This is a genomic window from Streptomyces sp. NPDC005263, assembly GCF_042872365.1.
GTDB lineage: Bacteria > Actinomycetota > Actinomycetes > Streptomycetales > Streptomycetaceae > Streptomyces.
In genome coordinates this window covers 1,281,866-1,296,469 of the sequence record NZ_JBIAKJ010000001.1, presented here as the reverse complement: position 1 = coordinate 1,296,469, position 14,604 = coordinate 1,281,866, and the positions used below count along the sequence as shown (strand labels likewise).

Here is a 14,604-nt window from a genome sequence, read left to right as displayed (position 1 = left end):
CGGCCACGGAACCGCTCGGGGCGGGGCGGCGGGCAGGAGAACGCCCAGGTGCACCGGATCGCTGCATTCCGTCAGAACGCGCATCGCACCGACCGAACTGGCGTCTCAGTGGCACAGTCGGGCCTCGTGCTGCGCGTGCCCGACCGGCTCCAGCTGGAAGGTGCAGTGCTCCACGTCGAAGTGGTCGCCGAGGCAGCCCTGGAGCTCGTGCAGCATCTTCTCGTGGCCGATCGCGCTGAGCACGTCGGAGCGCACCACCACATGCGCGGACAGCACCGGCATCCCGGAGGTGATCGTCCAAGCGTGCAGGTCATGGACGTCCTCGACGCCGTCCAGGGCCAGGATGTGGGCCCGGACCTCCGCGATGTCGACGCCCTTGGGGGCGGCCTCCAACAGGACGTCGAGGGTCTCGCGCAGCAGCTTGAAGGTGCGCGGGACGATCATCAGACCGATCAGCAGCGAGGCGATCGGGTCGGCCGCCTGCCAGCCCGTGGTGAGGATCACCACGGCCGAGACCAGCACCGCCAGCGAGCCCAGCGCGTCCGCCGCGACCTCCAGGAACGCGCCGCGCACGTTCAGGCTGTCCTTCTGACCGCGCATCAGCAGCGTGAGCGAGATCATGTTCGCGACCAGACCGATCAGGCCGAACACGATGGTCAGTCCGCCCTCGGTGGCGGCGGGGGTGACGAACCGCTGGATCGCCTCGTACAGCACATACCCGCCGACCCCGAGCAGGAGCAGACAGTTGGCGAGCGCGGCGAGGATCTCCGCGCGGGCGTACCCGAAGGTGCGCCGGTCGCTCGGCGGCAGGTTGGCGAAGTGGATCGCCAGCAGCGCCATGCCCAGGCCCAGGGCGTCCGTCGCCATGTGGGCCGCGTCCGCGACCAGGGCGAGCGAGTCGGCGGCCACACCGCCGATGATCTCGACCACCATCACGGTGAGCGTGATCGACAGTGCCACCCGCAGCCGCCCGCGGTACGCCGTGGTCGCGGTACCGCCGGCCGGCGGGCCGTGCGTGTGTCCGTGATCGTGCCCAGCCCCCATGGAAAACGCCTCCTGTGTTCCGTCCGGGATCACAGTGAACTACGGGTGGGGGGTACCCGGCAACGCGGCACTGAACACCGTTGTCATGTGCCGTGACCTGCGGAAACGTTATGCAGGTCAGGGTCGTGCGGCGGGTCGGAGGCGGTGCCGCAGCAGCCATCCGCGCCACGCCGACTCGACCATCTCCGCCACCCCGCGCCGCGCCGTCCAGCCGAGCGTCTCGGCGGCCCGGGCGGCCGAGGCGACCGCGCGGGGCGCGTCCCCGGGGCGCCGGGCCTCGACGACGGGTGCCCGCCGGTCGCCGCTCACCTCACCGATCACCGTGATCAGCTCGCGGACCGAGACGCCCTCGCCGCGGCCGATGTTGACGGTCAGGTCCCCGTGGACGGCCTCCCCGGTCAGCCGCCGCGCCGCCGCGAGATGGGCCTCAGCCAGATCGGCGACGTGAATGTAGTCACGCACGCAGGTGCCGTCCGGTGTCGGATAGTCGTCGCCGAAGATGCGCGGGGCCTCGTCGCGGGTGAGCCGGTCGAAGACCATCGGGACGATGTTGAACACCCCGGTGTCCGCCAGTTCCGGCGCGGCGGCCCCGGCGACGTTGAAGTAGCGCAGGCACGTCGTCGCGATGCCGTGCGCCTCGCCCGCGGCCCGCACCAGCCACTCCCCGGCCAGCTTGGTCTCGCCGTACGGGTTCACCGGGGCGCACGGAGTCTCCTCCGTGATCAGGTCCACGTCGGGGCTGCCGTACACGGCGGCCGAGGAGGAGAACAGGAAACGCCGGATCCCGGCCTCGGCGACCGCCTCCAGGAGAGTGGCGAGACCACCGACGTTCTCCCGGTAGTAATGGGTCGGCCGGGCCATGGACTCGGCGACCTGCTTGCGCGCGGCCAGGTGCACCACCCCGGACACCGCGTGCTCCGCGCACACCCGCTTCAGCAGGCCGGCGTCCAGCGACGACCCGTGCACGAGCGGGACGCCGGCCGGCAGTCGCGCGGGCACCCCGGCCGACAGGTCGTCCAGGACGAGGACGCGCTCACCGGCCTCGGTCATGGCCCGCGCCACATGTGCCCCGATGTACCCGGCACCGCCGGTGATCAGCCATGTCATGGTCGCCCACCCTATGCCGAGGCCCGGACGCCCGGCGCAATGTCCCGGATGCCCGGTCTGCAGGCGCAAGTTTGTGGGAGGGGCCCGCGATCCACGATGATGATCGCGGCGAAGGCCGGAGGAGACGACGTTGATCGGCACCTGAACGGGCGGTGAACGCGGTCTTCCGGGTATCCGATAGCCTCTGCCGACATGCCGCCCGCCTGGTAAAGCCATGCGACGCCAAGGGGCGCCCCCACCATGCACACGCCCGGCGCCCGCGCGTCGGCACCCAGGGAGTGAGTTCGGTTGTCGACCGCCATCCTCACCGGTCAGCCGGTCCCCGGATCGTCGATCGAGGGCGATCTGCGGTCCCTCGGTTTCGACGTCCGGCTCGCCTCGGACGCCGCGGAGGCGGAGACCCAGCTCGCCCAGGTCCCCGGTGACCAGCGGGTCGCCGTGGTCGACGCCCGCTTCGTGGGCCACCTGCACGCGCTGCGCCTCGGCCTCACCGACCCCCGTTTCCCGCTCTCCGCGGTCACCGGGGCCGTGACCGCCCAGCCGGCCGGCCGTCAGGCCCTGACCCGGGCGATGGCGCGCGAGAACTCCGCGGGCGGCGGTACCGCCCTCGCCGTGGACAGCCTCGCCGACCGCATCGTCACCGCCCTCGACGCCGACGGCACCGCCGTGCACCGCCCCGAACTCGGCCGCCTGGTCGCCGCCGTGCCGGCCGACCCGCAGGCCGGCAACGAGGCCCGGCAGGCCGTCGCCGCCGTCGACGACGAGGCGATACGCCTGAAGTCGGCCGTGAAGGCCCGCGACGGGTTCTTCACCACCTACTTCATCAGCCCGTACTCCCGCTACATCGCCCGCTGGTGCGCCCGCCGGGGCCTGACCCCCAACCAGGTCACCACCGCGTCCCTGCTCACCGCCCTGATAGCGGCGGGCTGCGCGGCCACCGGCACCCGGGGCGGCTTCGTCGCGGCCGGTGTGCTGCTGATCGCGTCCTTCGTCCTGGACTGCACCGACGGACAGCTCGCCCGCTACTCCCTCCAGTACTCCACGCTCGGCGCCTGGCTGGACGCCACCTTCGACCGGGCGAAGGAGTACGCCTACTACGCGGGCCTCGCACTGGGCGCGGCCCGCGGCGGCGACGACGTCTGGGCGCTGGCGCTCGGCGCGATGATCCTGCAGACCTGCCGGCACGTCGTCGACTTCTCCTTCAACGAGGCGAACCACGACGCGACCGCCAACACAAGCCCCACAGCCGCCCTTTCGGACAAGCTCGACAGCGTCGGCTGGACGGTGTGGATCCGCCGGATGATCGTGCTGCCGATCGGCGAGCGCTGGGCGATGATCGCGATCCTGACGGCGGCCACGACTCCTCGTATCACCTTCTACGCACTGCTCATCGGGTGCGCGTTCGCCGCGACGTACACCACCGCGGGCCGGGTGCTGCGATCCCTGACACGTAAGGCACAGCGCACGGACCGGGCGGCGCGGGCACTCGCGGACCTCGCGGACAACGGGCCGCTCGCCACTCTCGTGGCGCGTGCCACCCGCGTCCGGCTCGGCGCCCCGCTGCTGGTGGCGCTCGCGGGAACGGCCGTCCTCGCCGTGGCCCTCTTCTCCGGTGTGACCTGGGCCCCGGTCGCGGGTGCCGTCGTCTACACCGTCACCGCCGGCCAGGCGCTGTACCGCCCCCTCAAGGGCTCCCTCGACTGGCTCGTCCCCCCGCTGTTCCGCGCCGCCGAATACGGCACCGTCCTGATCCTGGCGGCCCAGGCGGACGTGCAAGGGGCCCTTCCTGCGGCTTTCGGCCTGGTGTCGGCCGTCGCCTACCATCACTACGACACGGTGTACCGCATCCGCGGCGACGCCGGATCACCCCCGGCCTGGCTGGTGCGCGTCATCGGGGGGCACGAAGGGCGGACGCTGCTCGTCGCCGTCCTGGCCGCGGTGCTCACCGCCTCGCAGTTCACGGTCGCGCTCACGGTCCTCGCCGTGGCTGTCGCCCTGGTGGTGCTCGTCGAGAGCATCCGTTTCTGGGTGGCCGCCCACCAGGGTGGCGCGCCCGCCGTACACGACGAAGGAGAACCCGCATGATCGGCCTCGTGCTGGCGGCCGGCGCCGGACGGCGTCTGCGCCCCTACACCGACAGCCTTCCCAAGGCACTGGTGCCGGTGGGGCCCGCGGGCATAGAGGGCGAACCGACGGTCCTGGACCTGACGCTCGGCAACTTCGCCGAGATCGGTCTGACCGAGGTCGCGATCATCGTCGGCTACCGCAAGGAGGCCGTGTACGACCGCAAGGCGGCCCTTGAGGAGAAGTACGGCCTCAAGCTCACCCTGATCGACAACGACAAGGCCGAGGAGTGGAACAACGCCTACTCCCTGTGGTGCGGACGTGACGCCCTCAAGGACGGCGTGATCCTCGCCAACGGCGACACCGTCCACCCGGTCTCCGTCGAGAGGACGCTGCTCGCCGCCCGCGGCGACGGCAAGAAGATCATCCTCGCCCTGGACACGGTGAAGTCCCTCGCGGACGAGGAGATGAAGGTCGTCGTCGACCCCGGCAAGGGCATGACGAAGATCACCAAGCTGATGGACCCGGCCGAGGCGACCGGCGAATACATCGGCGTCACCCTCATCGAGGGCGACGCGGCCCCCGAACTGGCCGACGCGCTCAAGGCGGTCTGGGAGACGGACCCGCAGCAGTTCTACGAGCACGGCTACCAGGAACTGGTGAACCGCGGCTTCCGTATCGACGTGGCGCCGATCGGCGACGTCAAGTGGGTGGAGATCGACAACCACGACGATCTCGCCCGCGGACGGGAGATCGCGTGCCAGTACTGACCCGGCTGATCCCCTCCCCGCTCGTCGTCGACATCCGTCCGGGTGCTCTCGACGACCTGGGCTGCGTCCTCGCCGACGAACGCATCTCGCACTCCGGCAAACTCGCGATCGCCGTCAGCGGCGGCTCGGGCGCCAGGCTGCGGGAGCGGATCGCCCCCACGCTGCCCGGCGCCACCTGGTACGAGGTCGGCGGCGGCACCATCGACGACGCGGTCCGGCTGGCGAGCGACATAAAGGCCGGCCACTACGACGCGGTCGTCGGACTCGGCGGCGGGAAGATCATCGACTGTGCCAAGTTCGCGGCGGCGCGGGTCGGCCTCCCCATGGTCGCCGTGGCCACCAACCTCGCGCACGACGGCCTGTGTTCACCGGTCGCCACCCTCGACAACGACGCGGGCCGCGGCTCGTACGGTGTGCCGAACCCGATCGCGGTCGTCATCGACCTGAACGTGATCCGCGAGGCACCCGTCCGCTTCGTCCGCTCCGGCATCGGCGACGTCATCTCCAACATCTCCGCGGTCGCCGACTGGGAGCTCGCCAACCGGGTCAACGGCGAGAAGGTCGACGGTCTCGCCGCGGCGATGGCCCGCCAGGCCGGCGAAGCGGTACTGCGCCACCCCGGCGGAGTCGGTGACGACGCCTTCCTGCAAGTACTCGCCGAGGCGTTGGTCCTCAGCGGGATCTCCATGTCCGTGTCCGGTGACTCGAGGCCGTGCTCCGGGGCCTGCCACGAGATCCACCACGCCTTCGACGTGCTCTACCCCAAGCGGGCCGCCGCCCATGGCGAGCAGTGCGGACTCGGCGCGGCCTTCGCGATGTACCTGCGCGGAGCCCACGAGGAGTCGGCCTCCATGGCGGAGGTACTGCGCCGCCACGGGCTGCCGGTGCTGCCGGAGGAGATCGGCTTCACCACGGACGAGTTCGTCCGTGCCGTGGAGTACGCCCCTCAGACCCGGCCCGGCCGATACACGATCCTCGAACACCTCGACCTCAAGACCGAACAGATCAAGGACATCTACGCCGACTATGTCAAGGCCATCGGTAGCTGAACTCCGTCCGGTCGTCCACCCCGCGGGGGTGAAGGACCGGCGCAGCGGTGAGCACTGGATGGGGCGCCTCTACATGCGAGAGGTGTCCCTGCGGGTCGACCGCTACCTGGTCAACACCAGGGTCACGCCCAACCAGCTCACGTACCTGATGACCGTCTGCGGCGTCCTCGCGGCCCCGGCCCTGCTGGTGCCGGGGATCCCGGGGGCCGTGCTCGGCGTGGTCATGGTCCAGCTGTACCTGCTGCTGGACTGCGTCGACGGTGAGATCGCCCGCTGGAGAAAGCAGTACTCCCTCGGCGGGGTCTACCTGGACCGGGTCGGCGCCTATCTGACCGACGCCGCCGTGCTCGTCGGCTTCGGTCTGCGCGCCGCCGACCTGTGGGGTTCCGGGCGGATCGACTGGCTGTGGGCCTTCCTGGGCACGCTCGCCGCCCTCGGCGCGATCCTGATCAAGGCCGAGACCGACCTGGTCGGGGTGGCCCGCCACCAGAACGGACTGCCGCCGGTCAAGGAGGCCGCGTCCGAGCCGCGTTCCTCCGGGATGGCGCTGGCCCGCAAGGCCGCCGCCGCGCTGAAGTTCCACCGGCTGGTGCTCGGTATAGAGGCGTCCCTGCTGATCCTCGTCCTGGCGATCGTCGACCAGGCGCGCGGCGACCTGTTCTTCACCCGGCTCGGCGTCGCCGTGCTGGCCGGCATCGCCTTGCTCCAGACCGTGCTGCACCTCGTGTCCATCCTCGTGTCGAGCAGGCTGCGATGAACCCGGGCCTGAAGGTCGGCGCGGTGATCATCACCATGGGCAACCGCCCCGACGAGCTGCGCGCCCTGCTCGACTCGGTCGCCAAGCAGGACGGCGACCGGGTCGAGGTGGTCGTGGTCGGCAACGGCTCGCCCGTCCCGGACGTCCCCGAAGGTGTGCGGACCATCGAGCTGCCGGAGAACCTCGGCATCCCGGGTGGCCGCAACGTCGGTATCGAGGCCTTCGGCCCCGGCGGCCGCGACGTCGACGTCATGATGTTCCTGGACGACGACGGCCTCCTGGCCGGCCACGACACCGCCGAGCTGTGCCGGCAGGCCTTCGCGTCCGACCCGAAACTCGGCATCATCAGCTTCCGCATCGCCGACCCCGAGACCGGAGTCACCCAGCGCCGCCACGTCCCGCGGCTGCGCGCCGCCGACCCGATGCGCTCCTCCCGGGTCACCACCTTCCTCGGCGGCGCCAACGCCGTCCGTACGAAGGTCTTCGCCGAAGTCGGCGGACTTCCCGACGAGTTCTTCTACGCACACGAGGAAACCGACCTGGCATGGCGGGCCCTCGACGCGGGCTGGATGATCGACTACCGGTCCGACATGGTGCTGTACCACCCGACGACCGCGCCCTCACGGCACGCGGTCTACCACCGCATGGTCGCCCGCAACCGGGTCTGGCTCGCCCGCCGGAACCTCCCCGCGCCCCTGGTCCCCGTCTACCTGGGTGTCTGGCTGCTGCTCACGCTGCTTCGGCGCCCCTCGCGGTCCGCGCTGAAGGCCTGGTTCGGCGGTTTCCGGGAAGGCTGGAGCACACCGTGCGGGCCGCGCCGGGCCATGAAGTGGCGTACCGTGTGGCGGCTGACTCGACTGGGCCGGCCCCCCGTCATCTGACAAGCTCGTATCCGACAGCAACCGGGCCGTACCGAGGCCCCGGGCCCGTACCGGGGCCCTCGGCCATGGCATGCCCGCACGGGCTGCGCATCTCGAACACGAAAGTTTCCACTAGTGAGTGAGACAACGCACGACGGCACGGTCGCGGTGAGCGTGCCCGGGCCCGCCGACGAGGGCCTCACGGCGGCTCAGCTCGCCGCCAAACACGGACTGACCGTGAGCGGCGCCCGGCCGTCCCTGGCCGAGTACGTCCGCCAGCTCTGGGACCGGCGCCACTTCATCCTCGCGTTCTCGCGGGCGAAGCTGACCGCCCAGTACAGCCAGGCCAAGCTCGGGCAGCTGTGGCAGGTGGCCACCCCGCTGCTGAACGCGGCCGTGTACTTCTTCATCTTCGGCGTCATCCTGAACGCCGGACGCGGCATGCCGCGGGACGTGTACATCCCGTTCCTGGTCACGGGCGTGTTCGTGTTCACCTTCACCCAGAGCTCGGTGATGGCGGGCGTCCGCGCGATCTCCGGCAACCTCGGCCTGGTCCGCGCGCTGCACTTCCCGCGCGCCTCGCTGCCGGTCTCCTTCGCGCTGCAGCAGCTCCAGCAACTGCTGTTCTCGATGGTCGTGGTGTTCATCGTGGTGATCGCCTTCGGCAGCTACCCGGACCTGTCCTGGGTGCTGATCGTCCCGGTGCTCGCCCTGCAGTTCCTCTTCAACACCGGCCTGTCGCTGATCATGGCCCGGGCGGGCGCCAAGACCCCCGACCTCGCCCAGCTGATGCCGTTCGTGATGCGTACCTGGATGTACGCGTCCGGCGTGATGTTCTCCATCAAGATCATGCTGGAGGACAAGCCGGCCTGGATCGCCAATATTCTGCAGTGGAACCCGGCCGCGATCTACATGGACCTGATGCGCTTCGCCCTCATCGAGGGCTACGGCTCCGAGAACCTGCCCGACCACGTGTGGGCGGCGGCCGGCGGCTGGGCCGCGCTCTTCGCGCTCGGCGGCTTCGTGTACTTCTGGAAGGCGGAGGAGCGGTACGGCCGTGGCTGAGAACATCGAGGACGCGCGGATCCCCACCGTCATCGCGGACGAGCTGCACATCGTCTACCGCGTCAACGGAGCCAAGACCGGCAAGGGCAGCGCCACCGCGGCCCTCAGCCGCATCGTCAAGCGAGGCTCCGACGATGCGGCGCGCGGGGTGCGCAAGGTGCACGCCGTCAAGGGTGTCTCCTTCGTCGCCTACCGCGGCGAGGCGGTCGGCCTGATCGGCTCCAACGGCTCCGGCAAGTCGACCCTGCTGCGCGCCATCGCCGGCCTGCTGCCCGCCGAGAAGGGCAAGGTGTACACCGACGGCCAGCCGTCCCTGCTCGGCGTCAACGCGGCCCTGATGAACGACCTCACCGGCGAGCGGAACGTCATACTGGGCGGGCTGGCCATGGGAATGTCCCGCGAGCAGATCAAGGAGCGCTACCAGGAGATCGTCGACTTCTCCGGGATCAACGAGAAGGGCGACTTCATCACCCTCCCGATGCGCACCTACTCCTCCGGGATGGCGGCCCGCCTGCGCTTCTCCATCGCCGCCGCGAAGGACCACGACGTCCTCATGATCGACGAGGCGCTGGCCACCGGCGACCGCAAGTTCCAGAAGCGCTCCGAGGAGCGCATCCGGGAGCTGCGCAAGGAGGCCGGCACGGTGTTTCTCGTCAGCCACAACAACAAGTCGATCCGTGACACCTGCAACCGCGTCCTGTGGCTGGAACGCGGCGAGCTGCGTATGGACGGCCCGACCGACGAGGTCCTCAAGGAGTACGAGAAGTTCACGGGCAAGTAGCCCATCCGCGCCCGGGCGAAAAGGGACCGCTGCGCTTCCCCGGACCCCGCCGGAACTGCTCCGGCGGGCCTCCGCGTCTGCAAAGGAAACGTCAACTTCGGCCCGGCTTGGGAATCTTGGGCCCAATCGGTGTGTTGTTGTGATCTGCAGGACACCCCAGCGAACCACGCCGCGTTGTACAACGTAAGCTGTACCGGTCCCGAAAACGCGGCAAGTGGGGCGATAATGCACGACATCCTCCGCCGAGCCGTCGCACGAACGGTCGGGCGGCGTGTCCGAAATAGTGCGCATTGGGTCGGCGGTGTAGAACGGGAGATGTGACGGCAATGGCTACGGAAACTCCCCAGCTCCACGCAGCGTGTGCCGTCCCCGCTCCGGGTAGCCGGCGATGACGGGAACCGGTACGATCCGCCCCGGCCCGGCGGAGCGCGGCACGCTCGACAAGGCCGCCGCGGAGAACTTTCCCGTGGCGCCCTTCTTTCTGCCCGCGGCCTGGCGCACCGACCTCATGGCCGTCTACGGCTTCGCCCGCCTCGTCGACGACATCGGTGACGGCGACCTCGCACCCGGTGGCGCCGACGCCCGTCTGCTCGGTGTGCCGCCCGCGGCGGCCGAGGACCGGATGACGCTCCTTGACGCCTTCGAAGCCGACCTCCGCCGTGTCTTCGACGCCACCCCACGCCACCCGCTGCTGCGCCGCCTCCAGCCGACCGTCCGCCGTCACGCGCTCACCCCCGAGCCCTTCCTCGGCTTGATCGCCGCGAACCGCCAGGACCAGACGGTCACGCGCTACGAGACCTACGGCGACCTCCTCGCGTACTGCGAGCTGTCCGCCAACCCCGTCGGGCGCCTGGTCCTCGCCGTGACCGGTACCTCGACCCCCGAGCGGATCCGCCGCTCCGACGAGATCTGCACGGCCCTGCAGATCGTCGAGCACCTCCAGGACGTCGCCGAGGACCTCGGTCGCGACCGCGTCTACCTGCCCGCCGAGGACATGAAGCGCTTTCACGTCCAGGAAACGGATCTCGCCAGGAAAACCGGGGGCGCCTCGGTGCGTGCGCTGGTTGCGTACGAAGCACAACGCGCCCGCGACCTCCTGAATGAAGGCGCCCCTCTCGTGGGTAGCGTCCACGGCAGGTTGAAGCTGCTGCTCGCAGGGTTCGTGGCGGGAGGAAGGGCGGCGCTCCGAGCGATCGCCGCCGCCGAATACGACGTACTTCCCGGCCCGCCCAAGCCCGGCACACTGCGGTTGCTGCGCGAGGTGGGCGTCACTCTGCGAGGAGAGGGGTGATCCGGACCGTGGAGTCGGAACCATACGTGTCCGCACCGGTACTCGCCGCCTACAGCTACTGCGAGACCGTCACCGGGCAGCAGGCCCGTAACTTCGCCTACGGCATCAGGCTGCTGCCGACGCCCAAGCGCCGTGCGATGTCGGCGCTGTACGCGTTCTCCCGGCGCGTCGACGACATCGGCGACGGCGTGCTGGCGGACGAGGTCAAGAGCAAGAGACTCGACGAGACCCGGGCGATGCTGGCTCGGGTCCGCGACGGAGCGGTCGGCGAGGACGACACCGATCCCGTCGCGGTCGCCCTCGCGCACGCCGCCGATGTCTTTCCCATCCCGCTCGGCGGCCTGGACGAACTCATCGACGGTGTGCTGAGGGACGTACACGGCGAGACCTACGAGACCTGGGACGACCTGAAGGTCTACTGCCGCTGCGTGGCGGGCGCCATCGGGCGGCTGTCGCTCGGGGTGTTCGGTACGGAACCAGGGGCGCGTGGCGTGGAACGCGCGCCGGAGTACGCCGACACGCTCGGGCTCGCGCTCCAGCTCACCAACATCCTGCGGGACATCCGCGAGGACGCCGAAGGAGGGCGTACCTACCTGCCCGCCGACGACCTCGCCAAGTTCGGCTGCTCGGCCGGCTTCAACGGGCCGAAACCACCGGAGGGCGCCGACTTCGCGGGCCTCGTGCACTTCGAAGTGCGCCGGGCCCGCGCCCTGTTCGCCGAGGGCTACCGGCTGCTCCCCATGCTCGACCGGCGCAGCGGCGCCTGTGTCGCCGCCATGGCCGGCATCTACCGCCGCCTCCTGGACCGGATCGAGCGCGACCCGGAGGCCGTGCTGCGCGGCCGGGTCTCGCTGCCCGGGCGGGAGAAGGCGTATGTCGCCGTGCGCGGCCTGTCCGGCCTGGACGCCCGGCATGTGACCCGTATGACCGTCAGGAGGCGCACCTGATGGACAATCCGGTCCAAGGTGATGCCGCCGGAGAAAAGCGGCACGCAACCCTCCGGCGGGCTACGGCGTCCCTGACTGCGACGATCAGCCGTGCCCCGTTCGACCTGTGCGGGGGCCGGGCAGGGGAGGGCGCACGATGACCGACGGCACGCGGTCCGACGAGCCGCTCGCGGACGGACGCTTCGGGTCGGACGCCGTCGTGATCGGTGGCGGACTGGCCGGAATCACCGCCGCGCTCGCGCTCGCCGACGCCGGAGTCCGGGTGACGTTGCTCGAAGGCAGGCCACGCCTGGGCGGGCTCGCCTTCTCCTTCCAGCGCGACGGACTGACCGTCGACAACGGACAGCACGTCTACCTGCGCTGCTGCACCGCCTACCGCTGGTTCCTGGACCGGATCGAGGGCGCGGCGCTGGCTCCGCTGCAGGACCGCCTCGACGTGCCCGTACTCGATGTCGACCGGCCCGAGGGACGGCGGCTCGGCAGGCTGCGGCGCGACGCGCTGCCGGTGCCCCTGCATCTGGGGCGCAGCCTCGCCACGTATCCGCATCTCTCGCTCACCGAACGTGCCAAGGTCGGGCGGGCCGCGCTCGCGCTCAAGGGGCTCGACCTCGCCGATCCGACCCTGGACACCCAGGACTTCGGCAGCTGGCTGACCGCACACGGTCAGTCGGCGCGTGCCGTCGAGGCCCTGTGGGACCTGGTCGGGGTCGCCACCCTCAACGCGGTCGCGGGCGACGCCTCGCTCGGGCTCGCCGCGATGGTGTTCAAGACCGGTCTGCTGTCCGACCCGGGCGCGGCCGACATCGGGTGGGCGCACGTACCGCTGGGCGAACTGCACGACCGGCTGGCCCGCAAGGCGCTCGACTCCGCGGGCGTGCGTACCGAGATCCGTACACGCGTCACCTCCATCTCTACTGACGAGAACGGGACGTGGAACGTTCAGGTTCCCGGGCGGACGCTCCGGGCGGACGCCGTCGTCCTCGCCGTACCGCAGCGCGAGGCCCACGATCTGCTGCCCGACGGGGCCCTCGACGCCCCCGAACGGTTGCTGCGGATGGGCACCGCACCCATCCTCAACGTCCATGTCGTCTACGACCGGAAGGTGCTGGACGCACCGTTCTTCGCGGCCCTCGGCACCCCCGTGCAGTGGGTGTTCGACCGGACCGAGGCGTCCGGGCTGCGCCGGGGCCAGTACCTCGCCCTCTCCCAGTCGGCCGCGCACGACGAGATCGACGAACCGGTCGCCGCCCTGCGCGAGCGCTATCTGCCCGAGCTGGAACGGCTGCTGCCCCGCACCCGGGGGGCCGAGGTGCGGGACTTCTTCGTGACCAGGGAGCGCACGGCGACGTTCGCGCCCACCCCCGGCGTCGGGCGCCTCAGGCCCGGTGCCCGCACCAAGGCACCCGGCCTCTACCTGGCCGGGGCGTGGACCGCCACCGGGTGGCCCGCGACCATGGAGAGCGCGGTCCGCAGCGGAGTGAGCGCGGCCGACGCCGCGCTCTCCGCCCTGGGCCGCCCCCGCCCCCACCGTCTCTTCGAGTTCGAGGAAACGGCCCATCGCGTCGTCCCGGGAGACGACACCCCCCAGGTCCCCGGCCCGACACGGGAGGGAACCGGCGTCTCACTGCGAGGTGGGGCCCGGTGAAGGCCGATCAGCACGGCACGGCAGGTCCCCGCACCTCCGGTACCGCAACAAGAGGAGAGACTGTGCCCACTGTGCCCCAGGCCGAGACGGCCGCCCGGAGGACCGCGGTGGACGTCGCCGCGCTCCTGGAGCGCGGCCGGACCCTGGCCACACCGGTGCTGCGGGCGGCCGTGGACCGCCTGGCACCTCCCATGGACACCGTCGCCGCCTACCACTTCGGCTGGATCGACGCCCAGGGCAACCCCGCGGACGGCGACGGCGGCAAAGCCGTCCGGCCCGCCCTCGCGGTGCTGTCCGCCGAGGTCACCGGCGCCGCGCCCGAGACCGGCATCCCCGGCGCGGTTGCCGTCGAGCTGGTCCACAACTTCTCCCTGCTGCACGACGACCTGATGGACGGTGACGAACAGCGCCGGCACCGCGACACCGTCTGGAAGGTGCACGGCCCCGCCCAGGCCATCCTGGTCGGCGACGCCCTGTTCGCCCTCGCCAACGAGGTCCTCCTGGAACTCGGCACGGCCGACGCGGGACGCGCCACCCGCCGCCTCACCACCGCGACCCGCGCACTGATCGACGGGCAGGCGCAGGACATCTCCTACGAGCACCGCGACCGCGTCAGCGTCGAGGAGTGCCTGGAGATGGAGGGCAACAAGACCGGCGCCCTGCTGGCCTGCGCCAGCTCCATCGGAGCGGTGCTCGGCGGCGCGGACGACCGCACCGCCGACGCGCTGGAGAAGTACGGCTACCACCTCGGCCTCGCCTTCCAGGCCGTCGACGATCTCCTCGGCATCTGGGGCGACCCGGTGTCGACCGGCAAGCAGACCTGGAGCGATCTGCGCCAGCGCAAGAAGTCCCTGCCGGTCGTGGCCGCGCTCGCGGCGGGCGGTGCCGCCTCCGAGCGGCTCGGCGAGATCCTCGCCGCCGACGCCAAGAGCAGCGACTTCGAGAACTTCTCCGAGGAGGAGTTCGCGGCCCGCGCCGCCCTCATCGAGGACGCGGGCGGCCGCGAGTGGACGACCGAGGAAGCTCGCCGTCAGCACACCATCGCCATCGAGGCCCTCGACGCCGTGGACATGCCCGACCGGGTACGGGCGCGGTTCACGGCGCTGGCCGACTTCGTCGTCGTACGAAAGAGATGATCACTATCGGTCGAATAGCCCTCGCGTAGTCGCCGGCCGGTGTCGCGGGAAGAACAGCACCGGCCGACGGCGGACCCACAGCAGCACG

Annotated in this window: 14 protein-coding genes; 12 read left to right on the top strand and 2 right to left on the bottom strand. The window is 70.9% G+C overall.

Annotated features, from left to right (window positions below; genetic code table 11):
- Nucleotides 1-105: 105 nt before the first annotated feature.
- Together ACFYRY_RS05905 and galE are read right to left on the bottom strand one after the other, a co-directional pair.
- On the bottom strand, nt 106-1,044 hold the full coding sequence (locus ACFYRY_RS05905) for a cation diffusion facilitator family transporter (protein ID WP_389140450.1): 939 nt from the start codon (nt 1,042-1,044) through the stop codon (nt 106-108).
- A gap of 117 nt (nt 1,045-1,161) precedes the next feature.
- A complete protein-coding gene (galE, locus tag ACFYRY_RS05900; protein WP_389140448.1) occupies nt 1,162-2,151 on the bottom strand; it encodes a UDP-glucose 4-epimerase GalE in 990 nt (329 codons plus the stop codon).
- Nucleotides 2,152-2,439: 288 nt separating this feature from the next.
- On the opposite strand from galE, the gene ACFYRY_RS05895 reads away from it, so the two are divergent.
- From ACFYRY_RS05895 to ACFYRY_RS05840, 12 genes are all read left to right on the top strand, one after another.
- On the top strand, nt 2,440-4,236 hold the full coding sequence (locus ACFYRY_RS05895) for a DUF5941 domain-containing protein (protein WP_389140446.1): 1,797 nt from the start codon (nt 2,440-2,442) through the stop codon (nt 4,234-4,236).
- Nucleotides 4,233-4,985, top strand: coding sequence for a sugar phosphate nucleotidyltransferase (locus ACFYRY_RS05890; protein ID WP_389140444.1), 753 nt, complete (start codon nt 4,233-4,235; stop codon nt 4,983-4,985). The genes ACFYRY_RS05895 and ACFYRY_RS05890 overlap by 4 nt, the downstream gene beginning before the upstream one ends.
- Nucleotides 4,973-6,034, top strand: coding sequence for an iron-containing alcohol dehydrogenase family protein (locus ACFYRY_RS05885; RefSeq protein ID WP_389140442.1), 1,062 nt, complete (start codon nt 4,973-4,975; stop codon nt 6,032-6,034). Before ACFYRY_RS05890 ends, ACFYRY_RS05885 begins: the two co-directional genes overlap by 13 nt.
- Entirely contained in the window at nt 6,012-6,791 is a 780-nt protein-coding gene (locus ACFYRY_RS05880) for a CDP-alcohol phosphatidyltransferase family protein (protein ID WP_389140440.1), read from the top strand. Before ACFYRY_RS05885 ends, ACFYRY_RS05880 begins: the two co-directional genes overlap by 23 nt.
- On the top strand, nt 6,788-7,672 hold the full coding sequence (locus tag ACFYRY_RS05875; RefSeq protein WP_389140438.1) for a glycosyltransferase family 2 protein: 885 nt from the start codon (nt 6,788-6,790) through the stop codon (nt 7,670-7,672). Before ACFYRY_RS05880 ends, ACFYRY_RS05875 begins: the two co-directional genes overlap by 4 nt.
- Nucleotides 7,673-7,786: 114 nt before the next feature.
- A complete protein-coding gene (locus ACFYRY_RS05870; protein WP_389140436.1) occupies nt 7,787-8,716 on the top strand; it encodes an ABC transporter permease in 930 nt (309 codons plus the stop codon).
- A complete protein-coding gene (locus ACFYRY_RS05865) occupies nt 8,709-9,497 on the top strand; it encodes an ABC transporter ATP-binding protein (RefSeq protein WP_389140434.1) in 789 nt (262 codons plus the stop codon). Before ACFYRY_RS05870 ends, ACFYRY_RS05865 begins: the two co-directional genes overlap by 8 nt.
- 388 nt (nt 9,498-9,885) lie before the next feature.
- Nucleotides 9,886-10,788, top strand: coding sequence for a squalene synthase HpnC (gene hpnC, locus ACFYRY_RS05860; protein WP_389140432.1), 903 nt, complete (start codon nt 9,886-9,888; stop codon nt 10,786-10,788).
- On the top strand, nt 10,785-11,735 hold the full coding sequence (gene hpnD, locus ACFYRY_RS05855; RefSeq protein WP_389140430.1) for a presqualene diphosphate synthase HpnD: 951 nt from the start codon (nt 10,785-10,787) through the stop codon (nt 11,733-11,735). Before hpnC ends, hpnD begins: the two co-directional genes overlap by 4 nt.
- The gene (locus ACFYRY_RS05850) at nt 11,735-11,875 is read left to right on the top strand and encodes a DUF6380 family protein (protein ID WP_389140428.1); all 141 of its coding nucleotides are present in this window, start codon (nt 11,735-11,737) and stop codon (nt 11,873-11,875) included. The genes hpnD and ACFYRY_RS05850 overlap by 1 nt, the downstream gene beginning before the upstream one ends.
- A complete protein-coding gene (gene hpnE / locus ACFYRY_RS05845; RefSeq protein WP_389140426.1) occupies nt 11,872-13,380 on the top strand; it encodes a hydroxysqualene dehydroxylase HpnE in 1,509 nt (502 codons plus the stop codon). The genes ACFYRY_RS05850 and hpnE overlap by 4 nt, the downstream gene beginning before the upstream one ends.
- Nucleotides 13,381-13,451: 71 nt before the next feature.
- Nucleotides 13,452-14,516, top strand: a complete 1,065-nt coding sequence (locus ACFYRY_RS05840; protein WP_389141110.1) for a polyprenyl synthetase family protein — start codon at nt 13,452-13,454, stop codon at nt 14,514-14,516.
- The last annotated feature ends 88 nt before the right edge of the window (nt 14,517-14,604 follow it).